Origin of the sequence: Actinomadura sp. J1-007, assembly GCF_009793335.1 — a bacterium.
In the GTDB taxonomy this organism is placed as follows: domain Bacteria; phylum Actinomycetota; class Actinomycetes; order Streptosporangiales; family Streptosporangiaceae; genus Spirillospora; species Spirillospora yumaensis.
The window spans coordinates 6,592,401-6,615,728 of the sequence record NZ_WING01000001.1 but is presented as its reverse complement, the minus strand read 5'-3'; the positions used below and the strand labels follow the sequence as shown (position 1 = coordinate 6,615,728).

The window sequence follows — 23,328 nt, the reverse complement described above, 5'->3', positions numbered from 1 at the left end:
GCGGGGTCAAAGGGTGAGAAGACGCTTGAGGAGTTGGGCGGCGCTGTCGGGGCCCGCTTCCAGGACGACCCGGCAGCGGGCGCCCGGCTGCGGCGGGAAACCGAGGTAGGCGCCGCGCAGGTCGCAGATGGTCTGGCCGCGGCCGGGGCCGCCGGTGGCGTCGACGACCACGTCGACGACGGGCGCCAGGGTGGGCGCGACTGCGCCGACGGCGACGGCCGCGGCCAGCGGGTCGTGCAGGGCGCAGCAGCGGCGGCCGTAGGTGGCCAGGTAGAAGTCGAAGTACACCTCGAGCATGGCGCCGAGCGCGGCGGGCACGGGGCGCCCGGAGTCGAGCAGCGCCTGGCGGTCGGTCTCCTCCAGGGTGTGCGCGAGAGTCACATCCAAAGGTACGAGGGTGATGTCCCACGGGGCCGCGAGTACCTGGGCGGCGGCCTCGGGGTCGTTGTGGATGTTGGCCTCGGCGACCGGGGAGACGTTGCCGCTGTGCCGGGCGGCGCCGCCCATGACGGTGATGTCGGCGACCAGGGAGGGGAGGCGAGGGTCGCGACGCAGGGCCTCGGCGATGTTGGTGAGCGGGCCCGTGGTGAGGATCCGCAGTTCCCCGGGGTGGCTGTGGGCGAGCTGAATGATCAGGTCGGCGGCGTCGAGGTCGGTCCGGGGCGGGGCGGCGTCGGGCAGTGCGATGTCGCCGATGCCGTTGTGGCCGTGGATGTGGGGGACCGGCCCGGCGTAGGTGCCGGCCTGGGGGTCGGCGGCGCCGACGGCCACCGGTATGTCGTCGCGCCCGGCGAGGTGGAGCAGGGCCAGGGTGTTGCGGGCGGCCTGGGCCGAGTCGACGTTGCCGCTGACGGTCCCGATGCCGGCGAGCCGTATCTCGGGCGAGGCCAGCAGGTAGGCCAGGGCCATCGAGTCGTCGATGCCGGTGTCGCAGTCGTAGTAGAGGCGGGAGGCTGGCATGGTGGTCTTCCTCGAGGCGGTGGACAGGCGGGAATGGACAGGCGGCAACGTCGGCAGGGGCGGATAGGCAGGGGCGCCGGTTGCTGCGGCGGTCGTTGCGGCGGTTGCGGGGCTACTCCTGGTCCGGTTGGTCTGGAGTCGGGACGATGCACAGGCTCGCGACCAGGGCGAGCGCGGTGATGCCGATGGAGATGCACAGCGCGGCGGTGTAGCCCCCGATGGTCGCGTCAGCGGCGAACGGGGCCACGACGCCGATGCCCAGGCCGGCCCCGAAGCCGAACGCGGCACCGTTGAGCCCCGGCAGCGCGGCGGGTGCTTCCTTGGGGGACTGTGTGACGCCCAGGCCGTTGAGGGTGGTGAGGACCAGGCCGTTGTAGAAGACGCCGAGCACGGCCACGGCGGCGAACACGATCCACCGGTGCTGCGGGAACACCGCGATGAGGGTCAGTGTGGCGACACAGAGCACCAGACCGACGCGCAGCATGGGGATCCAGCCCGTCCGGCCGGCCAGCCAGCCCGACAGCGGCGCCGCGACGACGCCGATGACCGCGGCCGGCGTCAGATACAGCAGAGCGGACCGGCTCGCGGTGAGCCCGAAACCGGCATGGGCGTCCTGGCTGAGGACGATCACCGTGAAGTTGATGACCGCGAAGACACCGGTCAGGGCGAGCACCGTGGTGGCGATGACCGGCCAGATCCGGCGCGACCGCAGATGCTCGATGGCGATCAAAGGAGTGGCGGTACGGCGTTCGACGGCGGCGAACACCGCGAAGAAGACCACGGCACCGATCGCGTACGCGAGCGTCCAGGGCCGGGTCCAGCCGTCGGTGGAGCCGTGGGAGACCCCGTAGGTGAGGCAGACCAGGGCGATCGACAGGGCGGCCGAGCCCCACCAGTCCATCCGGCCGCGGGTGACAGGCCGGGCGTCGGCGGGCACCACCATCGCCACGCACACCGTCGCGGCCGCTCCGACCAGGAGGATCGCGGCGAAGATCGCACGGAATCCGAGGTGGTCGGACAGCAGGCCGCCGAGATAGCCGTCGAGCCCGCCCACCCCGCCGTTGATGGCGGTGACCACTCCCAGGGCCGTGCCGAAGACCCGGGCGCTGAGGCGCTCGTTGAGGATGACGTAGGCGATCTGGAAGGCGGCACTGGACAGCCCCTGGAGCACGCGCCCCGCCAGCAGCACCGGCAGGCTGGGGGCCAGCGCACACAGCAGCGTGCCGACACAGGTGAGGCCGAGCACCGTCAGCAGCGTCTTCCTGCGTCCGGTGAAGTCGCTGAGCCGGCTGAAGACGACACCGGCGATCGCGCCGGCGAGGAAGAACAGCGACGAGACATGGGATATGGCGCCCAAGCTGCTGTTCAGCGTGCGCGCCATCTCAGGCAGCGCGGGCGTGACCATGCTGGCGTTGAGCTGATAAGCGATGACGCCCAGAAGCAGGGCGGCGACAAGAGCCGCGGCCTTCGCCCCTTCCAGGGGCGGGAGGAGGTGCCGCTCGCCGGGCGCCGACCGAGGGGTTCCTGCACTATCTGTGTTCATAGAGGCCCTCATCGTCACTTTCAGCCACCATACGGTGGATGTGAGATGTTATACCTCTCGGTCTGACATGTGTCTAGACCGTGGACTCTGGTTAGATGGACCCCACCCCGTCTTGTCCCGTTCGAGCCGCATCAAGTGAGGTACGTCGTGGCCGTCCCCGCCGAGGAGTTCCTGGCTCAGCCGCTGACCGTGCCGGTCGGGCAGCCGCTGCGCGTAGCGGTCTACTCCCGCCTGGCGCATGGCATCCGCACCCAGACCTTCCCGCTCGGGACGGTCCTGCCGAAGGAATCGGATCTGGGCGCTCGGCTCGGCGTGAGCCGCACGGTCGTGCGCGAGGCGCTCATGCTGTTGGAAGAGGACGGGCTGATCCGTACTCGCCGCGGAGTGGGACGGTTCGTCGCCCACACCCTGCCCCGCCCCGGCCTCGAACAGCTCCAGCCGCTGGAGGAGACGCTCGCCTCCGCCGAACAGCCCGTCGGGGCCCAGCGACTGGAGATGACGCTCCAGCGCACCACCGACTACGTGGTCCGCGGCCTGGAACTGGACGAGGACACCAATGCCTGGTTCTGCGAGACGCGGCTGTCACGAGGCGAGGAGCCGCTGGCGCTGGTGCAGGAGCACATCCCTGCCGGAGCCGAGCTGCGCGAGCGGATCCCGGCCGCCGCCGATCACGTTCAGCAGCTGCAGGAGGGATCGGGCACTCTGCTCCACGCGCTCGGTGAACTGCTCGGTCCCGTGCTCGGGCCCGGCAGGTGCACCGTCACCGCCGGAATGGCCGGCGCAACACGCGGGAAACTGCTGGGACTGCGGCCGGCCGACCCGGTGCTCATCCTCACCCAGTCGGTCCAGCTGGCCGGCAAGGCCGCGTACCTGGCCAAGTACCTGATCGCGCCGACCGGCGATCCGCTGTCCATCCTCCAGCCCGCCCAGCCCGGAGCCGTCCCCCCATCGCCATGACACCCGCACGCTCCACGCCGCACCCGAATACGCCGCACGCGTCGATCAGTTCTTCGCTCGGTTCGACACGGCCCCGGCGACTCCCAGGTGCCGGTTGACGAAGGGCGACAGGTGGGTCATGTCCTCCTCGCGGACCGGGTAGTCCTGGACTTTGAGTTGGCATACGGCGGCGTCCAGGTACACCGTGGTTCACAAAATGACGCAGTTCACAACCAGGCCGAGGACGCCGAGCCGGCCCGCTTCCCCCGCCTGGTGGTGGTCGACGAGGCTCAGCGCCTGACCGGACACGCGCTCGAGCTGCCGCGGCACCTGCACGACGACCCCGACACGCGGTTCGGGCTGCTGTACGTCGGCGGCGACGGCTGCTGAAACGTGCTCTCGCGCGAGCGGTTGCTGGCCTCCCGGCTCTGGCGCCGCCTGGCGATCACCCGCTGGACCGCCCCACCGTCCCCGAGACGAGCCGCGGCGACCACCCGATGGACCAGCAGGCCGACGACGAACTGCTGTACTACATCGACGGTCGCCACCCGGGAGCAGCGCCTGAGAGCTGACAAGCCGCGCCCGCTTTCTGGCCCTAGCAGCTGGCCAGGACGCTGATCTCTAAGGGCTCCGCCCTACCGCACACGAGTTGTGAGACCGAATGTCCTGGGCGAACGCGTCCACAGCGGACACGTCCGCGACCATCTCACCTACGATCGTTTTACGGCAGATCGCGAGTCCTAGCTGGCCGGTCCGATCTCGTCCGGTTCCTGGCGCGGCGGCCGTGTCTGCAAGCGCAGGTCGGCGTACACGGTCTCGGGGTGCGCGGAGGCCGTTCGTGCCGCGAGGTCCTCGAAGTAGATCCAGAAGTGCAGTCCGTGCTTTCGCCGCTCCGTGTAGACGAACGGAGCCAAGGCGTCCCAGAGGCGCACGATGTTCGTGCCGTAGGAGCCGATGACCATGCTCTGGTCGATCACCCCGTGCGCCACGAGTTTCCCAAGGTCGTCGTAGAACAGTCCGATGGTGTTCGCGTAGGTGCGCGCCTGCTCGGGCAGGTCGCGCCAGCCGCAGTCGGCTTGGTGTTCATGAGACAGCCTGGTTAGCACATACTCCTGCGCCTCGAACCACACCGCGCTGCGCGAATGGTCGAAGGCCTGCAACACCACTGGAAGGTGGAGCCCGCCACTGGCCACGCGGATCTGCCGCAGGGTCAGCAGGATGGAGATGACGAGCGCCGTGAGGGAGATCGCCAGCGTGGCGAGGTTCAGCACGATGGTCGCGTCCACAAACCGAATCTACGGACGCTTGCGCACCCCCGCCCTCGCGCCGACGTTCTGCCCACATCCGGCCGCACTCGCAGGCCGTTTCCCACCATCCAGCGGCCTGCTTGCCCATCGGGGCACCCTTGCCCGAGCACGGCCGGAACTGCCGCCTGGAGACCGGGCGCACCGCATGACCACACTGCATGGCCTGCAAGCCTTCGACTTCCTCAGGCTCGCCGGCGATCACCGCGGGCGATGGGCCCGGATGTCCACAGGGCGTCCATCGGGATCGCGAGCCGTCATCGTCCATTGCGTGGGCAGTGTCTCGATCTGTCCGACAGGCCGCCCGGCACCCAGGATCCGTTGGCGAAGCTCACACAGTTGTTCGTATGTACCCACGCGCAGTCCCCAACCCGCCCGGTTCAGGGGGTCAAGATCGAGGGCGGGAGCGGTCGCGGTCTCAACGATCATCAGATGGTCGAGACCGCCGACATCGAGGACTGCGATCCGAGGGTCAGCAGAGTTCGCAGCGCGCTCGAACGCGAGCGTTGCTCCGAGCAACCCCGTGTAGTACGCCACGAGCCGGTCGATGTCGGTCGTGGACAGTGTCAGATGGTTGATTCCAAGCAGCTCGGACATGATCAACGAGCGTAGCCCAGCCACGTGCGATGGGGCGCGGGCAGCGGCTCAGGACCCGTTCGGGAGGAAGGCGCCCAAGACGGGCGAGCATCGGTGTCCGGTCGGGGTTCCCTCAACGAGACCCTCACCGGCGCGGGCGCTGAGAAACACGCTCAGGCAAGGGCGGGCCGTCGCCACCCGCGATGACACGCTCGCCGTGCACTACCGAGCAGCCGTCACGCCGGTCAGCGGCGTCCGGCTCTGGCTCGCAGGGTGATCCACCGTACGGCCGGGGAGGAAAACGATCGCTTCGCCGGTGTCGGCGTGAAACGGTTGCCGCGTGCCTCAACCGATCTTGCGGACCGAGCGTCTGCTGCTGGTACCGCTGGCCGATCGGCATCTGGACCTGGAGGTCCGCCTCGACTCCGATCCCGAGGTGCTGCGCTATCTCGACGCCAGGACGCCGACCAGGGACGAGGTGGTCGCCACTCATCAGCGGCGCATCGCCGCGGCGGGCAAGGTGGACGGGCTGGGCTTGTGGACGGCTCACCTCTCCCATGGAGGGGAGGAGGGTGAGTTCGTCGGGCTGATGATGCTGCCGCCTGCGCATGGCCCCGATCAGCCCGACGATCCCACCGTCTGCGATCTGGGGTACCGGCTCGTCCGCCGGTACTGGCGGCAGGGCCTGGCCAGTGAAGCGTCCCGCGCCCTGCTGCGGCACGCCTTCGACACGGTCGGGCAAAGCCGTGTGATCGCGCAGACCATGGCCGTCAACGCCGGATCCATCGGAGTGATGCGGGCCATCGGCATGCGGTACGTGCGCACCTACCACCCGCGGTTCGACGATCCGCTGCCGGACGCGCACCTCGGCGAGGTCGAGTACGAGATGACCCGCACCATGTGGGAGAGGATGCGCTGAGGCGGCGCCACCCGGCCTCGGACCAGGCTCCGGCACGACGACGAAGACGTCCGCGTCCGACCACGGCGGTGGTATGCGCTGCGGCCGGTGGCGGCTGCCGAAGTGGCCCCGTCGGCGCCGCCGATCCGGATCGGTTACGCCCGTTGCTCCGCCAAAGACCAGGAGCTCGACAGCCGGTTGATCGCCTTGCCCGCGGCCGGGTGCACGCGGGTCTTCTCGGAGAAGATCTCCACGCGGGTGAAGGTGCGGCCGGAGTTGGAGGGCGCGCTCGCGCTGTGCTGGGACATCAAGGCGGCCGCGTCCGGCCAGGCGGTCATCTTCACGGTGCACGAACTCAAGCGGCCCGCGCGCAACGCCGCCGAGCTGATGCCGCTGCTCACCTTCGCCCTGGCGCTGCGGGCCAAGGGCGTCGGGGTGCCGGAGATCGCCGCCAAGCTCAAGATGTCCTCGGGCAAGAACGCGGGAAGGCCGCCGTCGGTGGCGTCGCTGTACCGCGCGCTGGCCGAGGCCGACCAGCGCCTTGCGGCAGTCGCGCCGTCTGAGAGTTCTGCGTCGTGGCCGGGGCGTGGGCGGTCACGGTGGAGGTGGTCGCCGGTGGAGGGGGCGGCGGCGGGTCAGTCGGTGTCGTCCATGAGGTCGAGGCGTTGCAGGGCGGTTTCGAGTTCGCCGAGGACGGTCGGGGGGGCGGCTTGCGCAAGGACGGAGGCGACCGCTTGGACGGCGGCGACGGCGGCCGTCAGTGAGGGCAGGGGGCGGACGGAGTCGCTGGGGGCCACGACCAGGTGGTGGGCGTCCTCGGCCAGTGGTGAGGCCGCCAGGTCGGTGATGACACCGATGACGGCGCCGCGTTCGCGTGCGAGCCGGGTGAGTTCGCGCAGCGACCGGGGGAGCCGCCAGACATTGATCGCCAGGAGGCAGTCCCCGGGAGCCAGCCGCAGCACCTGGGCGAGTTGCACGGTGGGGGCGCCGACGGCGACGTCGACGGCGTAGCCGGCGTTGGTGGCCAGATGGGCGAGGATGTGCGCGGGTCCGGCGGCGGTGCCGGTGCCGATGACGAGCGTGCGGTCGGCGGTGGTGATCGCGTCGGCCAGCGCGCGAATCGCCGCTTTGCTCCGCGGCTCGGCGAGGGCGGCGAGGTTGGCGGCGTCCTGACCCAGTGAACGGTCCACTGACCGTTCGACCAGCTCTGCGTGGCGCTGCTCGGACGGCGGTGCGATGGGTTCGGGCGAGGGAGTGTGACCAAGGGCCCGCAGGTACTGGGTGCGCAGTGCGGTGCGCAGATCGGGCCAGCCGGCGAAGCCGAGTTGCTGGGCGGTGCGCACCACGGTGGAGGTGTTGACCTGGGCCCGCTCGGCGACCGCCCGCGCCGAGGCGTAGGAGGCGAAGTGCGGTTCGCGGGCCAGGACGCGCAGTACCCGACCCGCTCTGGGACCGAGTCCGGGAGTGCTGGTGCGGTGCGCGTCGAGCCACTCGGTGAGCGCCCTCACCGCGGTCCCCGCTGTTGTGGTCGCTGGTCTGCCGGGTGTGGGGCGCGGCCCGGGGACGGCCGCAGGCGAGGCATGGCCATGTGCATGCACCAATCATTGCATTACTTCGTTCGATGCACATAACGTTGCATTCATGCCACGACTGCTGATCACCGACGCCGTCCCGCTCGATCCGGCCGCCGGCGCGTACGGCGACGCCTGCTGGATCGAGGTCGGCGACGACGGCCGGATCGCCGGCACGGGGACCGGCCCCGCGCCCACCGTCCCCGACGGCACGCCGGTGCTGGAGGCCGCAGGGGCCACCGTGATGCCCGGCCTGATCGACGCCCATGTGCATCTGCTGCTCACCACGCTGCACCAGGGCGAGGCGGCGTCCTGGACGCCCGGCTACGCGACCGTCCGCGCGCTGGCGGAGGCCGGACGCATGCTGCGCCGCGGGTTCACCACCGTGCGCGACGTCGGCGGCGCCGACCGGGGGATGGTCCGCGCCCTGGAGGAAGGACTGATGCCCGGCCCCCGGCTGGTCGCCGGCGGCATGGCGCTCTCTCAGACCGGTGGGCACGGCGACATCCGCCCGCTCGGCCAGGACTGGCGGCCCTGCTGTCAGCACCAGGCCGGCTTCGCCCGGATCGCCGACGGGCCGCAGGAGGTGCGCGCGGCGGCGCGCGAGGAGTTCCGCAAGGGGGCACAGCACTTGAAACTGCTGGTGTCCGGCGGTGTGGCCTCCCCGCACGACGAGGTCTCCGCCGTGCAGTACACCGACGAGGAGATCCGCGCGGCCGTGGTCGAGGCCGACAACCACAACAGGTACGTCACCGTGCACGCCTACCATCCGCGCGCTGTCAACCGGGCGCTGCGACTGGGCGTGCGCTGCGTCGAGCACGGCAACCTGCTCGACCAGGAGACCATCGGTCTGCTGCTGGAGCGCGGCGCCTTCCTGGTCCCCACACTGATCACCTACGAGATGCTGGCCGAGCACGGCCGCGCCGCCGGACTGCCCGAGGCGTCCGTGCGCAAGGTCGCCGATGTTCGCCAGGCCGGCCTCTCGGCCTTGGAGCGCGCGCACGCCGCCGGCGTCAACCTGGTCTACGGCTCCGACCTTCTCGGCCCCATGACCGCGGCGCAGCTCGGCGAGTTCGAGTTGCGCGCCCAGGTCCAGCCGAACGCCGACGTGATCCGCGCGGCCACCACCACCGCGGCCCGCCTGCTGCGCATGGAGGGCGAGATCGGCACCCTGTCCGTCGGAGCCCACGCCGACCTGCTCGTCCTGGACGGCGACCCGCTCACCGACATCTCCGTGCTCACCCGCCCCGAAACCCGCAAGCACGTCGTCAAAGCCGGCGCCCTCATCTGACCGCCCCCTCCAACCGGCTTACCCGGCTGGCGGCCGCCGGACGCACCGCCGCCGAGCTCCAAGCCAAGTCCCGGCACCTGCATCTGGCCAGCCTCGGCCGCTACGTCCGCCTCGGCGAGCAGACCTCGGCGGCCGTCACCGCCGAGCACGATCCGCGCGCCCGCCGCCGTTCCACCTCACCGCCAAGCAGCGCCCGATGACGCCCCAGACGCCCAGCACCGAAACCGCGACCGGGGACGGAGCCGGAGACTGACCATCTGGTTGGAGATCTTCTCGATGTCGGTGTCGTTGGAGTTCCACAGTTCGAGCTGCGCGTCGGCCTGCATATGCGGGACGTCGGCGGCGAGGGTGCCTGCGCCGTATCGTTTGACCAGCTGGGGGCCGAGGGCGTGGTCCAGGCGCCTGTTGGCGGCCCGGCACAGGGTGGTTTCGTCCGTGTCTAGGGGCAACGTTTGTCGATGAGTTTGGGCAACACCCTGATCGTCGGGGGTGTCGTGTTGAGGAGTTTCAGCAACGCCCCAAAGCTCTCGACGCATCGGGAAGCCCGTGCCGCCCCGGAGGGGAGAGGGGCGGCACGGGTGGGGAGGGTCACCAGGTGTAGACGACGCCGGGTTGGGTGCTGTCGGCGGGCAGGGAGAAGGCGGTGCGCTTGCCGGTCTTGAGGTCTAGGCGCGCCCAGCCATCGCCTCGCCGGTAGAAGATGTGCCTGCCGGTCGCGTCGGTGGCCGGCAGCTTGAGGAAGCCGGGGATGTCCTTCCACTCGTCCAGTACCCGGGCGCCGCCCCCACCGGACGGCAGTAGTACGAGCCGGACCTTCTGCGTCGTCTGCCGCAGGGCGAGCCGGTCGCCGCTGGGCAGCAAGACGGCTCCCAGCGGATCACCGGCGGCGGGCACGTTCCGGCCCGCCGGGAGCGCCCCCTCCCTGCTCCGTGGGGCCAGGTCGCCGGCTGTGCCGTCGGCGGACCAGTGCACCTGGCGGCCGTCCTCGCTCCAGGAGATCGCGTCGAGGCCGGAGCGGCTGCTCCAGGCGCGCTCCTTGCCGGTGCGCAGGTCGCGCACCACCAGGACGTCGCCGTCGTGGCCGCTGAGCGCCAGCGCGAGGCGGGTGGCGTCCGGCGACGGTGCTAGCGCGGTGACGCTGGGCCAGGCTGAGGGCGCCTGCGTCGTCTCCGGCGCGGGCGAGGCCGCGGGCAGGTCCCGGGACCGGGGGCGCGGGCGACGAGCAGCGCCTTGCCGGGATGTCCCTTCTCGTCGACGCGGGTCCGCGCGACGAACTGCGGCGACGAGGCGCCCCCGCCCTTGGCCTTCACGGTGAAGAACAGCGTGCGGTTGTCGGTGGCGGTGGTCAGGCCCGCCCAGTCCTGGACGTAGCCGGGCGGTGGTTCGACCGTGCCCAGCGTGCGGCCCGTAGCGGCCTGCACGACCCGGGTCGCGGACTCGCCGTCGCTGCGGAACAGCAGCGTCGGGGACGCGGCCGGCCGGATCGGGGTCACCGCGCCGATCGTGAGGACCGGTTTGTCCGCCTGCCCGCCGCCGTCGCCCCGCCCCGTGAGGATGACGGCGAGCAGCACGGCCATCCCGGCGGCCGCCAGCGCCGGGAGCAGCATCAGACGGGGGCGGCGAACGCGGAGGCGCCAGGTGCGGGGGGCGGGCGCGGCTTCCCAGTCGGGTTCGGGCGGCGCCGGTACGGCGGCGGTCCTGGCCTCGAACGCGGCGCGCAGCCGGTGCTCCATGTCGGTCGTCATCGCTGTCCTCCCAGCAGGTCTTCCATGCCGCGCAGCGCGCGAGAAATCGTGGACGAGACGGTGCCGCGGCTCACGCCGAGCGCGGCGCCGATCTCGGCGTCGTCCAGCCCGAGGTAGAAGCGCAGCACGAGCACCTCGCGCTGCCGCCGGCTGAGCCGGTCCAGCGCGGCCAGCACCGCGGCCTGCTCCTCGCGGCGCAGCGTCTCGGCGTCCGCCGCGCTCTCGGGCACCAGGTGCAGCACCCGGGCCCGCGCGGCGGTCTGGCGGCGGCGCAGCGCCGACCGGCAGCCGTTCACCACCGAGGTACGCAGATACGCCTCGGGGCTCTCGGGCGGGCCCTCGCGCTTCCAGCGGCGATGCAAACCGAGGTAGGCCTCCTGCACCACCTCCTCGGCGAGCCCTTCGTCACCGATGAGCAGCACGGCGATGTGCACGAACTTGCGGGCGTGGCTCTGGAACAGCGCGGACAGCGCGTCCGCCGGCCGATCCTCCATGTGCGGATCGGACAAGGGCACTGTTGTCGGCACGTGAGGGGCCGCCTTCCCTAGGGGCTTTACCAACAAAGACGTCCGACCGGCCCGCTTGCTGAATCCAGAGCCTCTCGGCGCCGCCCTCGCAACGGCCGCGGGGCGTGCCATGCGCACCCGGCGGCGTGCAGCCGCGGTCGTGGCCGTGAATCCGGCGTCAAGCGCCGCGACTGTTCACCATGGTCGCGTCGCTGAATCTCATCCACATCACCACCTCGACCGCGCGTCCGCCGTCGTTGAGACCAGCGAACAAACGTTGCCGATTCTCACGGTCACACTCAACCGGGGGCCGACCGATCGCGTCCAACTGTGATCGTGTCGGCCCTCATCTGGGGAGCGCGCCATCGACGTTGCGGACGGTCTGACGACCGCAGTGCTGAGCATCCTGAGCGGCCTGCTGCTCATGGCCGGCGGCGCCATGTGGCTGCTGTTCGTTGCGGCGCTGCTGCGCTGGTTGATCCGGAGCCCCATGCACCGATGGCTCCAGGAGGTTGATCGCAACCCGGCCGAGCTGACGGTACCGCTGGTGTACGCGCCACTGCTCTCGGGCGCGGCGGCGGTGGGAGCCGGGGCCGGGGTGAACCTGTACACCTCCTCTCCCGAGATCACCAAGCAAACCGGGTACGGCGCAGCATTGGTACTGGCCGCGCTCGGGCTGTTCTGGTGGTACAGCCTGGCCCTGCTGCGCTACAGCCGCGACGGGGGCCGCTGGCTGGCCCGGGCCCGGTACCGGCTGCACCGCTACGGCGATCCGCGCTACCGATCCGCCGATCCGGCCGAGCACGCCCGAGAGACTGCGCAGGTACGCCGACTCGTACGAGTCGGACACCGGCTCACCGCACAAGCCGACCGCCTGACACTGTGGAAGGCAGAACAGCACCCACGCCGACTGCTGACGGTATGGCTGATCTCGCTGACTGGGGCGATACTGCTGAGCGCCGCCGTTATACCGAACCTGATCACCCATTTCACATGGCTCAACCTGGGCATGCTGACGTGCTTCTGCCTGGCGCCGTTGGTCGGTCCGCTCGGCCTACTCCTGCGCCGCAACGACCGACGATGGGCACTGCGACAGATCGGCACCGAACTGATCAGCGAAGGCAATCGCGCCGCAGCGGCGCTGGCCCGACACGCACCGCCGTCCCCGCCCAACGATCCGCCGCTGGCCCGACTGCTGCGCTGGGGAGCCGCGCGGCTGACCGGCGTGGCTGACCGGCGGGCCCGCCGGTGAGCTGACCGCAGTCTCTGGACCATGGATCGCCTACGGTTCGTCCCGAGAACTGCCTAAAGTGGCGCCGGAGCGCCGGGGCACTGCCCTGTACAGAACCAATCATCTCTGTGGGGTCTCCGAGAAACGATCTCCGAACGCTGGCAGGACCTGGTTCGCTGGGGGGCCCGCGCCGGCCTGCCGTTCGGTGGCCTGACGATGGAGCCGGACGCTGACCGCCCCGGACCGCGCCCGCCCGTCGCCCGCGGCGGCGGCCCGGTGAACCTGGTTGAGCAGGGCTTGGTCGGATCGTGGTGAGGCCCCGCGGTCCAGAAGCAACCGTGGGGCCTCACCCCATCCCGCCTCTAGCTAGCGGCAGGACAGATGATCACGGACAACCTCGTAGGCGAGTTTCGCGGCCGTGACTACTACCTGCAAAGTTGCGGGCAGCCACCACCAGCGGAGGCTTCCCTTCCCCTTGGGGGGATCCGTTGTCGGGGACATGAGCTCACTCCTCACAGCGTCCCCTGAGCAGAGCGAGGCTTCCCTCCTTCCCTTACCCAGGTGACTGATGGCGCCCGTGATCAGGGAGCGTCCAACAGGTCCGGAGCACGCACAGTGCCGCGAGGTACTCCGTGGGCATTAAATGGGAGCTTGGTCCGGGCCGCTCGGCCCGAGGCGACCAAGCGTAAAGCAGTGCCAAGCCACGAGCGGTGTTGTCCCGCAAATCACAAACGGACCGCACCACGTCTCAGTCGCCGAAGACATGCTGTTCTTCCTGCGCTACCGGCCCGAGACCACATCACCACCAGGGCGGCGCGTGCAGCTCGGCATCGCTGTTGGGCGCAGAGAAGGCCGCCGGCAAGGTCCTCGTACTTAGACCTTGTTTTGTTTGGTGTGGTCGATGGTGTTTCGCCGTGACGATGGTGCAGCGCCTGGTTCCAGATGAGTTGTGGGAGTTGTTCCAGCGGGTTGTGCCACCTGCGCCAACACGGCCGCAGGGTGGTGGACGGCGGCGCGCTGGCGATCGCGAGGTGCTGGCGGCGATCGTGTTCGTGGCCACCAGCGGTTGCACCTGGCGGCAGGTCCCGCCGGTGTTCGGTGCCTCCTGGCAGACGATCTACCGCCGCTTCGCCGAGTGGAGCGATGCGCGGGTGTGGGCCAAGCCGCACCGGGTCGTGCTGGACGAGCTCGGCGCGGCCGGGGAGCTGGACTGGTCGCGGTGTGCGATCGACTCGGTCAGCGCCGGCGCCGCCCCGCCAAGCTGCACGGCGACAAGGGCTACGACTACCCGCACCTGCGACGCTGGTCGCGCTCGCGCGGCATCGTGGTGCGCATCGCGCGCCGCGGGATCGAGCCCTCCGAGCGGCTGGGCCGTCACCGCCGGGTGGTCGAGCGGACGGTGTCGTGGCTGGCAGGGTGCCGCCGTCTGCACCGCCGCTACGAACGCAAAGCCGAGCACTTCCTGCCTTCGTAGGCATCGCCGCAGCCCTGATCTGCCACCGCCGACTCACCAAATGAAACGACCTCTTAGCGCGGACGGGAACGAGTGGGGGCCGGTGTTCACGGCCCTGTCGGTACGGCAAGCCTCCGAACGCGCCGGTCGACGGTGCCCCCAGATCGCCCCGACTCCAAGCCGATACGCCCGGCCATGGCGTAATGATCCACATCTGCCGGGTGCGGACGCGTGCGCGTGCGGCACCGTGTCCCAGAACAGGGCTGGAAGTTCATCCCCCCAGTGCTCGTCCAAAGGAAGTTGTGCGAATACCTCTTCGCGCCTCAGGTCGCGGTAGCAAGCGGCGCTCCCCCGCCGCATCCAGCCCAATCATGCAGCACCGAGTGGAGCCGACGACGGGGCCATTAGAGTTCCGGCGCACGTCAAGCTCGTCAAAGCAAAATCTCGACGCATGGGGAGTGCAACCGCAGGGCCCTCGTCAGTGAGTCCGAAGAAGTTGTCACAGGCGTTCGGCGCAATAAAGCTTCAGGCCGAGCCTGTCGGGCGACAACTGTACGCGGCCGTTGCCCTTCGGGCAGGATCCTTTCCCCGCCTCGGTGATGTCGACGACCTTGTACTTAGGACGCTTTCCGTTACCGCGGCAGGGGACTTCCACATAGCCGGCCGAGCTTTTTGTCAGGCAGTCCCCGACAACGACGATTCCTCCTCCCGATCCTGGCCGGGCGTGGTGCGGTGGGCGCAGATTCCGCAGGCAGAAGTAGCCGCTGCCCCCGTCCGGCCGGTTGAGGACTTGGTCGGTGTCGGCGGGGCAGTCGGCGAAAGCCGACCCCACGCCCGTCGGATTGCTCACCAGTCCGAGTCCGACGACCTTGGCGGCCGCCCGATCATCGTCGCACCGGACCGGAATCCATGTCGGCCGGTCGGCCAGGCAGTCGTTCTTGACGACGAGGCCGAGGCTGCCCCGTGCCGGAGACGCCGAGGACGAAGGACTCTGCGAGGGGGACGCCGGTGTGGTCGCGCTCGGGGACGCGGACCGTACCTCGTCTTGTCCGCCGCCGCACCCGACGGCAGCGCACGCGATCAGCGCCAGGCACGGGCCCACGGCCATGGCACGGGCAAGGGCGGGACGTTTGGCGCGGGCATGGGCGCCCTCGATGCGGTGTAGAAACGCGAAGCGCATACGGGGGGTCAGCGGCACTGCTCCTCCTACGGTCAACGAATGGACGGCCCATGGCCCGTGAAATGGCGGCACGGCGGAGACAGCGTGCAGGCCGTTGCGCCACGCTCGCTGACAAGCGCAAACCATCCGGCAGCGGCCGTTTCCAGGGTTTGGCCAGCGCTTGCGCGTTCGGTTCCGACGGCACCGGACGATGGATCGGAGTAGATGCGGCTCATGCTGTCAGCATGCCGTACGCCCCAAGCCGAAATCCGCTCGATGGCTTCAACAGCAAGCTCGAAAGGACGGTCCTTAGGCACCGGCATTGCATAAGGCGGTGAACGTCCGGCGCGACGCGGACCGGCCCTACGCCGGCCAGGACCTCGTCCCGCACCGATGGCCGCGTCCAGGCCGTCACCCTCGGCTCCAGTACCTGGATGCTTGCGCCACCATGACGTTATAGAGCAGCTTGAGTTCGGCCGCCTGGATGGCCCCGCTACCCGCCGTGGTGCGCAGTATGTTGCCGGTCGGGGTGGGTGTGGGAATCTGGCCGTGGGGTGGCCGTGTTGCTCGGTCGTAGGCGTCGGTGGCGCGGTGCAGGTGACGGTTGTTGGTCGCTTCTCCTGCGGCGCGGAGTGTGTCTGCGGCGGCCCAGCAGGCGTCGCGTGCCTGGTAGGGGTTTGTGACGGTGCAGCGTCGGATCTCGGCGGTGGCATGTGCGGCAGCGTGCGCGGCGTGCGCGGCGGCGTCGTAGAACGCTTGCCGCTCTTCTGAAGTCAAGGATGAATGCGGGTTCGGGTTGGGCGCGCCGGTATGCCAGTGCTCGCAAAGGCGCGTCCAGGCGAGGTCTGGCGCCAGGCGGCCACCGGCGTACCAGATGGTCTGGCGGTCGGGGCCGAGGTGGTCGGGCAGGGTGACGGCGTAGCCGGTGATCTGTCCGGGGAGCTTGATACTGAATCGTTGCCGGACGAGGAGGCCGGTCTTCTCCAGTTCGTTGAAGAACTCCGCAGCGGTCCGTGTCCGGTCTGCGGTCTGGCGGACGGTGGTCCGCAGGAAGGCGCGGATGGTCTGTGTGCTCAGGTGCCGTCCGCTGATCGTCTGCTGGCGGACCGAGTGCGGACCGGCTCCCCTCGGCATGGGAATCCGCGGCGCTTGGCAGGTCGTAGGCGTACGTCCGGGACAGCCCCCGGCGCACGGGCCGCCCGTCCCTGACGTGTCCGTCCGTGTTGCCTCACTGGGAGCGTACGGTCCTGATCCGGAAGTGCTGGCGCTCGTGAAGCGGCTTCCTGCGACAGGCGGGACCATGACCGGGAGATGTCGCCGAGTGGGTTGGAGGCCCTGGAGCCGGTGCTGAGGCGCGCGTGCGTCGACCAGGCGCAACCGTCCGCCGGCTGAACGGTCGAGGACGCCGCGGCGAGTCACCGCCGCAACGTTCGCAGAACTGGCCCCACGCGCCTGGCCAGGACGCTCCCACGCGTGCGCGCGCGTAGGGGCTCGCGAAACTCTCGATTCGAGCCGTTTTCGAAGCTTCAGTCCAGGTGAGCGGGAGTTTATCGACGCCCGAACGTCTAGCTCAGAGTGATCACATGAATGCTCAGGGGTATGGGTGGGGTGTATCGGAACGACGACGTCCAGAGGGAAATCATGAGGACGAAGCGCCTGGCGCGCGTGGTCGGGCTGACCGTGGTCACCGCCACCGCCACCGCCGCTGTCGGCCTCGCCCTGCCCGCAAACGCCGCATCAGCGGTGCCCGCCCCGCAGAAGGTGGGCTCATGCCCGCAAGGGTGGGTGAAGACACCGTTCGGGTGCATCCCCACCTGACCCATCCGGCGTGGCCGGCCGCCGGGACGGGGTCGGCCACGCTGACGTGAACGAGGCGAGCGGTCGGTGGATGCTCCGCCGTCATCCCGTAGAACTCGTCAAGCAAAGGCGCGGGCGTACGGGGAAGGGCTGGGACGAACGCCGCCCACCCCATGCCGGCCCGGCACCCCAAGCCTGCCTTTCGGGGCGCGCCTACGCGCGCCCGCGCGCGAGGCAGGCTCGGGTATCGCGACGACGCCACCGCCCTCGTCCTGTCCCGCAGCCTGACCCGCCCCGCGCCCCCGGGAGGACGAGTCGCTCGTCCACCGGGGACGCGGTCGTGTACGGGGCGGGCGCGGTCGGCCCGCCCGGTGCAGGGTCGTCAGCTCCCAGGCGACCTCGACGGCCTCGGCGCCGCCCGCGACAACGGGGACCAGCCGCTCGTCCAGCCAGGCCCTAGCCAGACGGACGGGGACGAGGCGGGCCGGGGTCTCCCGCGCCTGCTCCTCCCCCAGCGTCAGGGCGTGCGCGGCACCGCGCCAGGCTTCCACCGTGACCGGTGTCCAGGGCATCGACCGCATTGTCCTGGTCGGAGTCTGTATGGTCGATGGATCTTGCTGGTTCGGCGGAGGCGGTGGTCGTGATGTTGGGCTTTGGACGCAAGCGAGGGCTGGAATGGGCCGCCGGCGAGTTGGGCGCTCAGGTGGGTGAGGCCGGTACCCGGCCGCCGTTCGGAACGCTCACCGGGCCCTACACCGGGGCGATCGAGACGCCCGCCGAGTGGTTCGCGGTGACCCACCGGGGCTGCCAGGTCGTCGCCTTCAGTTGCGAGCAGAAGCCGGGCCCGTTCTCGTCCAAGGGCTGGACCTGCCTGGTGCAGGTGCGCACGCCGTGGGTGCCCGAGACCCGAGTACTGCCCTACACCCAGCAGATCCAGCAGGTCTACGAGCAGTTCGTCCGGCCGGACATGCCGATGTTCGTCCCCGACCGCGCGCCGAACATCATGGTCTACTCGGCGGACGCCCAGCAGGCCAAGGCCGTCCTCACCGCGGAGTTCCTCAAGGCGATCGACCACGACCGCCGGCCGCGACCGAAGATCACCCCACCGGTCTCGTTCAACGAGGGCGTCCTCAACCGCCAGTCGCGCGGACGCCTCGACCCACAGAAGGCGCTCGACATCGCCGACGGGCTCATCGACCTCCTCCTGCTCATCCCGGCCACGGCCTGGCCGGGCGCCCCGCAGACCTGGCCCCCGGCCCCTGGCTGTCCCGCTGACACCCGTTGTCCGGGGAAACTTGAGCCGATGCCTCCAGGCGTTCAGCCTGGACGGCTGACGGGCCCCGGCCGAGGCCGACGATCGAGGCGCCGTGATGGAAGACTTGCGGTGCCCTTTCCCGTATGTCGTGAGGGCCGCTGCGGGTGGCGAGGGGCCTCCTCGCCGCCCGGGTGGGGCGGGATCAGGCGGGGGGCTCGGCGGTCGTGGTCAGGACGGCCCAGCCGAGGCTGTGGCCGGACATCGTGAAGCCGAGGAACGCCGGGGTGGCGTCGGCCGGGACGCCGATCGTCTCCACGTCCAGAGCTTGCACCACGGTGAATTAGCGGTGCGGTTCGTCCGGCGGGCGGCGCGGCGCCAATGCAGCGGGGCATCCGCGCGTCGTTGGGAGCCGGAACGCTCCCCCAGGCAGGGCCGCGCCGGTGCCGTCGCCCGCCCGTGCGCTCGGGCAGCTCGGTGACGGTGGCCAGGATGTCGGCCACGGCCCAATGCCAGAACCCGGAGCCGGTCGGGGCCTCGGGGTCGTAGACGGTGACGGCGTAGCTCTTGGTGCCCTCGGGCGCGCCGCTCCAGGACAGTTGCGAACGAGAGATTCCTGCCGCCCGGGACGCCTGACAAGAGCCGCCCGGGCGGCTTGGCGGCACCGTAATCGGCGTCGGCTGCGGGAGCGCGGCGTCGCTGGGGGCTTCGGGTGCGCCTAGGCTTGTGCGGGTGGTGGCAAGGACCGGTGATATCGAGAAGGCGGCCGATGTGCTGCGTGCCGGAGGGCTGGTGGCCTTCCCGACCGAGACCGTCTACGGTCTGGGAGCCAACGCCGAGGATCCCGCCGCAGTCACGCGCATCTTCCAGGTCAAGGGGCGCCCGCCCTCACACCCGCTAATCGTCCACCTCAGCGGCGCGGAACCGCTGGACGACTGGGTCGCCGACGTGCCGGCGACCGCCCGCGTGCTGGCCGAACGGTTCTGGCCGGGGCCTCTCACGCTGGTCCTGCGGCGCGGCGGCCGGGTACCCCTCGAAGCCACGGGCGGACTGGAGACGGTGGCCGTGCGCGTGCCCGACCACCCGGTCGCGCTCGCACTACTGGCGGCCTTCGGGGGCGGCGTCACAGCCCCGTCCGCCAACCGCTTCGGGCAGGTCAGCCCCACGGCGGCGGACCACGTCCGTTCCGAGCTCGGCGGGGCCGTCGACTTCGTGCTGGACGGCGGGCCCTGCCAGGTCGGCGTCGAGTCGACCATCCTCGACGCCACCGGCGAGACCCCGAGCATCCTGCGGCCCGGCGCGGTGACGCGCGAGGACCTCCAAGCGGCGCTGGGGCGTCCGCTGGAGGTGGCGACGACGACCCGGATCCGGGTACCGGGCCAGCATCCGTCGCACTACGCGCCGCGGGCACGGGTCGTCCTGGTCGACCCCGAGCAGGTCGTCCGCCGAGCCGAACTCGCGCAGGAGGAGGGACACCAGGTGGGCGTCCTCGTTCCCCCGTCGGTGGCCGGCGCCGCGGTGAAGGCGCACGCCGTGGTGAAGGTCCCCGGTTCGATGGCCGCCTACGCGCGAGGACTGTACGGGTTCCTGCGCGAACTCGACCGGCAGGGATGCGACCTCATCGTCGCCTCCTTGCCGGTGGAGAAGGGGCTGGGACTGGCGATCGCCAACCGGCTCCTCCGCGCCGCAGGCCCCCGGCACATCACCTGACCGGCCCCACGTGCCCCGCTCCGGACGTGAGCGCTCCCCGATCCCGCACATCACAGCTGAGAAGTATCGGTGAAAGTCGCCGACGAGCAGGAGACGCCTCGCGCCGCAATCGGCGTGATCTCGCCGTGACCGGGACCGGCGACGTGACGCGAACCTTCGTCTCTCCGCTCGTCGAGGCGGGGGCTGCTCCTCGCCCAGTCCGAGCGCGGTCCGGGCCTCCAAGCGCGCGGAGTGCCCGTCGGCGGTGCCGGTCTTCGGCGTCCTGGTCGTTGCGGACGTGCCGGCTGCGGTACGTCGCGGCGGCCGCCGCGCTCTCCAGCTCCGGAAGGAGGAGTTGGATGTGTATGGCGGCGCGCTGGCGGCGGCGCGGGTCGGGGGTACGGCCGCGTCCGCCCTCGCACCTGGTCGGGATCGCCGGTGGCGGCAGCGGGCCTCCGTTGTCGGGCTGCGAAGAGCCGTCCACCGGAGACCCGTGCGCCTGTTCACGCGGCGCGGACGCCGGGCACGGTCAGCAGGCGACCTGGTAGTTCACGGAGTTCTTCCGCAGGCTCTTCATCTCTTTGTTCTTGCTGTCGTAGGCCAGGATCTTGGCGTAGAGGGGGTGGACGGTGCACTTGAACCGGGAGGTGCTGACGGTCGCGTTCTCGTACGGGTAGACCTTGAAGCAGGCCGTCGTGACGGGGAAGTCCGAATGGACCGCCGCAGCCCAGACCTGAAGGCAGACCTTCTTCATGGCCGGGCTCTTGAGCGTCTTGTACTTGGCGTAGGCGCGAGCGCCCCACTTGCCGCTCACCTTCGTGGCCTTCATGTAAGGCTTGTAGGTGTAGCTCTGCGCCGCCGCCACGGTGACCGGAGCGGTGCCCGCGGCCGCCGGAGCGGCTTCGGCCGGGGCCGCCATGGCGATCGCCAGGGACGAGCCGACGAACACACCGATGGTTCCCATGCGGGTTACGTGCATGGACTCTCCTGTCCCTCGATACCGTTGCCGGGTTTCGGCAAACGATCATGCCGAGGGTAGCCCGCGACCCGAAAGAGCGGAGCCGATATCAACAACCCACCGGCCAACGGCGACAGCGAGCCGGATTGAGCGGGGTCACCGCTGTCTGCCGTTCGGATGCGGGGGTCGTGGACCGTCAGGGCGCAGGTGAGCGAGCGCACCGAGCCCCGGCTGGACGACGGTCGCGTCCTGCCGGTGCGCGTCGATCGGGAGATCGGCGACGGCGGCGCCTCACCGTTCTGATCACCGGCAGCGACACCCCGACAGCCCGGCGCCCCACCGCCTGCCGGGCACCGCCTGGTCACGGCGGCCACCAGCGGCCGACACCAGGCCCGCTCCCGCCCCCCGCCGGCACGAGGCCACACCATGAAGATCCACAATCGCGGGGTATTGACCGACCGACCGAAGTCAGTGCGGCCCGAGGGGCTCTCAGGTGGCCGTCAGTGCCGCCATGGCGCGGTCCATCTCGGTGTTGAACTCTTCGGGTGTCAAGGGCAGGCGGGACTTGACGTCCCGGCTCCACTGGTCGGCGAGGACCTCGGCGGAGCCCGCCTCGACCCCGTCGAGCGCCGCGTCGGCCAGGTCCGACGGCGTGATCTTGTCCACGGGCCAGCCCGCGGCCATGTCGGTGTCGGCCAGACCGAGGTGCACCGCCGTCACGAGCGTGCCCTGCTCGGCGAGCTCCAGGCGGACGCCGTTGGTCATGGCCCAGGCGGCGGCCTTGGTCAGGTGGTAGGCGTTGGCACCCTTGACCCGAACCACGACATGGCGGAGAGGACGTTGACGATCGCGCCCCCGCCGTTCCTGGCGAGCACCGGCGCGAACTCCCGGATCATGCCCAGGTGGCCGAACACGTTGGTCTCCAGCTCGTGCCGCACCCCGTCCAGCGAACCGGTCACCAGGTCGGCCCCCGTCTGGATCCCCGCGTTGTTGACGAGCAGCGTGACGTCCGGGGCGGCCTTGGCGGCGGCCCTCACGGATGCGGGATCGGCGATGTCGAGGGGCAGCACCTCGACCCCGGGCAGGTCCACGGTCTCCGGTCGGCGGGCCGTCGCGTGCACCTTGCGGGCGCCCCGTTCGAGCAGGCGCTGGGCGAAGGCGCGGCCGAGGCCGCGGTTGGCTCCGGTGACGAGGACGACCGAGTCGTTGATATCCATGCCGGGTACGCTAAGACCTGACGTTGACGTCAGAGGCAAGTGCCGGCCGTCAGGACCGGGGTGGGAGGAATCACCATGACCGTCACGGAGGCCGCGGGCGAGCGGCTCGTCCGCATCGGCGAGGTGGCGCGGGGTGCCGGCGTCTCGGTACGCGCCGTCCGCTACTACGAGCAGCAGGGGCTGCTCGTCGCGGAGCGCAGCCCGTCCGGCCAGCGCCTCTACCGGCAGGACGCCGTCCCCTTGGTGCGCTTCTTCCAGCAGATGTTCGCCGCCGGCCTGACCAGCCGAAGGATCGCGGAACTCCTCCCGTGCTGGGACTCGGGGCACACCGACGCCGAGCAACGAGCCATGCTGCGCGCCGAACGCGACCGCATCCAGGCCAAGGTCGACGATCTGCAAGCCGCCCTGGACCGCCTCGACGAGGTCATCGCGATCACGGACACGCACCCGGAGCCCTGATGAGGTTCGGCCGCGGCCGGGGGCAGCTCTCGTCGTCATCGTCGCGTGCGTCGGGGGCGGGGATGGCCGCCGGGGGCCAGATCCGGCAGAAGGAAGGTTTCGCCGCACCTCATCATGACCAAGACCCGCCACCGCAATCCGCGCACCACCACGCGCTACCCCCGCCCCGCCAACGAAGCCGTCGCCGAGACCACCGGCCAAGAACTGCGAGCAGGTATAGAGAACCTGCTGGTCCGCGGTGGCGTTGAGGGAATGGAAGCCACCGTCGTTCGCCGCACGACACAGAACCGGACCTCATCAAGTGCTCCTTCTACGGACGCGGGAGGCGACTTCCGCACTTGCCTTGTGAGTGATCTTGCGCTCTACAGACCCGCTCTGCGAGCCGCGTACGGTCGTGGCCATGTCTGAACGCGGATTTCGCAGATGTGAGGCTGACCAGCAGGTGGATATTGAAGAGGTCGTACTGCTCATCCTGGAGTGGCTGGCCGAGCAGGGCATCAACGCGTTCATCAGGGTGGATCCGGAGCGGTTGGCCGAGAACAGGCCCGCCTGGACATTCGCCGCCAGCGGCGGCCCGTTGAGCTGCGGTCTCCGAGCCGACGGCCGCACTGCGGGCGAATGCCTCTCCCGAGCGCTGCTGAGCCTTCGCGCGCGCGGCATCGTCGTGCCGTACTGATCCAGAGATCCGCCGCACTCGCAGGGTGTCCGAACGGTCCGAGCGTTGCCGCTCGCGGCCAGACGTTCTACGCAGGTCACCGACACGGCAAGGATGGAGATCGCCAA

Annotated in this window: 23 protein-coding genes and 3 pseudogenes; 11 read left to right on the top strand and 15 right to left on the bottom strand. The window is 70.4% G+C overall.

From position 1 onward, the window contains the following. Window positions 1-6: 6 nt before the first annotated feature. Window positions 7-960 (bottom strand): nucleoside hydrolase, encoded by a 954-nt coding sequence (locus tag GEV43_RS30060; RefSeq protein ID WP_160823559.1) that lies wholly within the window; start codon window positions 958-960, stop codon window positions 7-9. Window positions 961-1,072: 112 nt separating this feature from the next. After that, window positions 1,073-2,515: an MFS transporter gene (locus tag GEV43_RS30055; RefSeq protein ID WP_241683973.1), complete on the bottom strand. Its 1,443-nt coding sequence runs from the start codon at window positions 2,513-2,515 to the stop codon at window positions 1,073-1,075. A 123-nt stretch (window positions 2,516-2,638) separates the two neighbouring features. On the opposite strand from GEV43_RS30055, the gene GEV43_RS30050 reads away from it, so the two are divergent. Continuing rightward, window positions 2,639-3,460 (top strand): GntR family transcriptional regulator, encoded by an 822-nt coding sequence (locus GEV43_RS30050; protein ID WP_160823558.1) that lies wholly within the window; start codon window positions 2,639-2,641, stop codon window positions 3,458-3,460. An 87-nt stretch (window positions 3,461-3,547) separates the two neighbouring features. Further along, window positions 3,548-3,829, top strand: coding sequence for a hypothetical protein (locus tag GEV43_RS48360; RefSeq protein WP_206681326.1), 282 nt, complete (start codon window positions 3,548-3,550; stop codon window positions 3,827-3,829). Window positions 3,830-4,179: 350 nt separating this feature from the next. On the opposite strand, the gene GEV43_RS30040 is transcribed toward GEV43_RS48360, so the two are convergent. After that, the gene (locus GEV43_RS30040) at window positions 4,180-4,725 is read right to left on the bottom strand and encodes a hypothetical protein (RefSeq protein ID WP_160823557.1); all 546 of its coding nucleotides are present in this window, start codon (window positions 4,723-4,725) and stop codon (window positions 4,180-4,182) included. Between the two features lie 219 nt (window positions 4,726-4,944). Further along, on the bottom strand, window positions 4,945-5,340 hold the full coding sequence (locus GEV43_RS30035) for a VOC family protein (protein ID WP_160823556.1): 396 nt from the start codon (window positions 5,338-5,340) through the stop codon (window positions 4,945-4,947). A 334-nt stretch (window positions 5,341-5,674) separates the two neighbouring features. Here GEV43_RS30035 and GEV43_RS30030 point away from each other — a divergent pair, with 334 nt between their 5' ends. Beyond that, window positions 5,675-6,238 carry a GNAT family N-acetyltransferase gene (locus GEV43_RS30030; protein WP_175250157.1) on the top strand — a complete coding sequence of 188 codons (564 nt, stop codon included), beginning with the start codon at window positions 5,675-5,677 and terminating at the stop codon, window positions 6,236-6,238. Between the two features lie 87 nt (window positions 6,239-6,325). Next, a pseudogene (locus GEV43_RS51370) lies at window positions 6,326-6,613 on the top strand (recombinase family protein); the annotation flags it as partial. Between the two features lie 239 nt (window positions 6,614-6,852). Here GEV43_RS51370 and GEV43_RS30020 read toward each other — a convergent pair. Further along, window positions 6,853-7,725, bottom strand: a complete 873-nt coding sequence (locus GEV43_RS30020; RefSeq protein ID WP_160823554.1) for a MurR/RpiR family transcriptional regulator — start codon at window positions 7,723-7,725, stop codon at window positions 6,853-6,855. Window positions 7,726-7,858: 133 nt separating this feature from the next. Here GEV43_RS30020 and GEV43_RS30015 point away from each other — a divergent pair, with 133 nt between their 5' ends. Continuing rightward, window positions 7,859-9,079, top strand: a complete 1,221-nt coding sequence (locus tag GEV43_RS30015) for an amidohydrolase family protein (RefSeq protein ID WP_160823553.1) — start codon at window positions 7,859-7,861, stop codon at window positions 9,077-9,079. Between the two features lie 176 nt (window positions 9,080-9,255). Here the strand turns inward: GEV43_RS30015 and GEV43_RS30010 are convergent, their stop codons facing one another. The 4 genes from GEV43_RS30010 to GEV43_RS29995 all read right to left on the bottom strand — a co-directional run bounded on the left by GEV43_RS30010 (window position 9,256) and on the right by GEV43_RS29995 (window position 11,318). Further along, window positions 9,256-9,528, bottom strand: a complete 273-nt coding sequence (locus tag GEV43_RS30010; RefSeq protein ID WP_160823552.1) for a hypothetical protein — start codon at window positions 9,526-9,528, stop codon at window positions 9,256-9,258. 139 nt (window positions 9,529-9,667) lie between these two features. After that, window positions 9,668-10,138, bottom strand: a complete 471-nt coding sequence (locus GEV43_RS30005) for a hypothetical protein (protein ID WP_160823551.1) — start codon at window positions 10,136-10,138, stop codon at window positions 9,668-9,670. Between the two features lie 65 nt (window positions 10,139-10,203). Continuing rightward, on the bottom strand, window positions 10,204-10,824 hold the full coding sequence (locus GEV43_RS30000; RefSeq protein ID WP_160823550.1) for a hypothetical protein: 621 nt from the start codon (window positions 10,822-10,824) through the stop codon (window positions 10,204-10,206). Beyond that, window positions 10,821-11,318, bottom strand: a complete 498-nt coding sequence (locus GEV43_RS29995; RefSeq protein ID WP_160823549.1) for an RNA polymerase sigma factor — start codon at window positions 11,316-11,318, stop codon at window positions 10,821-10,823. Before GEV43_RS29995 ends, GEV43_RS30000 begins: the two co-directional genes overlap by 4 nt. Window positions 11,319-11,724: 406 nt before the next feature. Between GEV43_RS29995 and GEV43_RS29990 the strand changes: the two genes are divergently transcribed. Both GEV43_RS29990 and GEV43_RS29985 read left to right on the top strand, forming a co-directional pair. Beyond that, a complete protein-coding gene (locus GEV43_RS29990) occupies window positions 11,725-12,582 on the top strand; it encodes a hypothetical protein (protein ID WP_160823548.1) in 858 nt (285 codons plus the stop codon). 899 nt (window positions 12,583-13,481) lie between these two features. Continuing rightward, window positions 13,482-14,079 (top strand): annotated as a pseudogene (locus GEV43_RS29985) (transposase). Window positions 14,080-14,513: 434 nt separating this feature from the next. Here GEV43_RS29985 and GEV43_RS29980 read toward each other — a convergent pair. Then, complete coding sequence (locus tag GEV43_RS29980) at window positions 14,514-15,212, bottom strand: hypothetical protein (RefSeq protein WP_160823547.1); 699 nt, start codon at window positions 15,210-15,212, stop codon at window positions 14,514-14,516. Window positions 15,213-15,584: 372 nt separating this feature from the next. Further along, window positions 15,585-16,307, bottom strand: a complete 723-nt coding sequence (locus tag GEV43_RS29975) for a hypothetical protein (protein ID WP_160823546.1) — start codon at window positions 16,305-16,307, stop codon at window positions 15,585-15,587. A 1,366-nt stretch (window positions 16,308-17,673) separates the two neighbouring features. Between GEV43_RS29975 and GEV43_RS51365 the strand changes: the two genes are divergently transcribed. Beyond that, on the top strand, window positions 17,674-18,492 hold the full coding sequence (locus tag GEV43_RS51365) for a hypothetical protein (protein ID WP_160823545.1): 819 nt from the start codon (window positions 17,674-17,676) through the stop codon (window positions 18,490-18,492). 146 nt (window positions 18,493-18,638) lie between these two features. Here GEV43_RS51365 and GEV43_RS56405 read toward each other — a convergent pair. Continuing rightward, a pseudogene (locus tag GEV43_RS56405) lies at window positions 18,639-18,887 on the bottom strand (YbhB/YbcL family Raf kinase inhibitor-like protein); the annotation flags it as partial. A 67-nt stretch (window positions 18,888-18,954) separates the two neighbouring features. Here GEV43_RS56405 and GEV43_RS29960 point away from each other — a divergent pair. Further along, window positions 18,955-19,932 carry an L-threonylcarbamoyladenylate synthase gene (locus GEV43_RS29960; RefSeq protein WP_160823544.1) on the top strand — a complete coding sequence of 326 codons (978 nt, stop codon included), beginning with the start codon at window positions 18,955-18,957 and terminating at the stop codon, window positions 19,930-19,932. Between the two features lie 508 nt (window positions 19,933-20,440). Here GEV43_RS29960 and GEV43_RS29955 read toward each other — a convergent pair. From GEV43_RS29955 to GEV43_RS51355, 3 genes are all read right to left on the bottom strand, one after another. Further along, entirely contained in the window at window positions 20,441-20,875 is a 435-nt protein-coding gene (locus tag GEV43_RS29955; RefSeq protein ID WP_160823543.1) for a hypothetical protein, read from the bottom strand. A 483-nt stretch (window positions 20,876-21,358) separates the two neighbouring features. Beyond that, window positions 21,359-21,691 carry a hypothetical protein gene (locus tag GEV43_RS51360; protein ID WP_241683093.1) on the bottom strand — a complete coding sequence of 111 codons (333 nt, stop codon included), beginning with the start codon at window positions 21,689-21,691 and terminating at the stop codon, window positions 21,359-21,361. Then, a complete protein-coding gene (locus GEV43_RS51355) occupies window positions 21,655-22,086 on the bottom strand; it encodes an SDR family NAD(P)-dependent oxidoreductase (RefSeq protein ID WP_241683092.1) in 432 nt (143 codons plus the stop codon). The genes GEV43_RS51360 and GEV43_RS51355 overlap by 37 nt, the downstream gene beginning before the upstream one ends. A 75-nt stretch (window positions 22,087-22,161) precedes the next feature. On the opposite strand from GEV43_RS51355, the gene GEV43_RS29945 reads away from it, so the two are divergent. Beyond that, window positions 22,162-22,545: a MerR family transcriptional regulator gene (locus tag GEV43_RS29945; protein ID WP_160823542.1), complete on the top strand. Its 384-nt coding sequence runs from the start codon at window positions 22,162-22,164 to the stop codon at window positions 22,543-22,545. Window positions 22,546-22,945: 400 nt separating this feature from the next. Further along, a complete protein-coding gene (locus GEV43_RS29940) occupies window positions 22,946-23,221 on the top strand; it encodes a hypothetical protein (RefSeq protein WP_160823541.1) in 276 nt (91 codons plus the stop codon). Window positions 23,222-23,328: the final 107 nt, after the last annotated feature.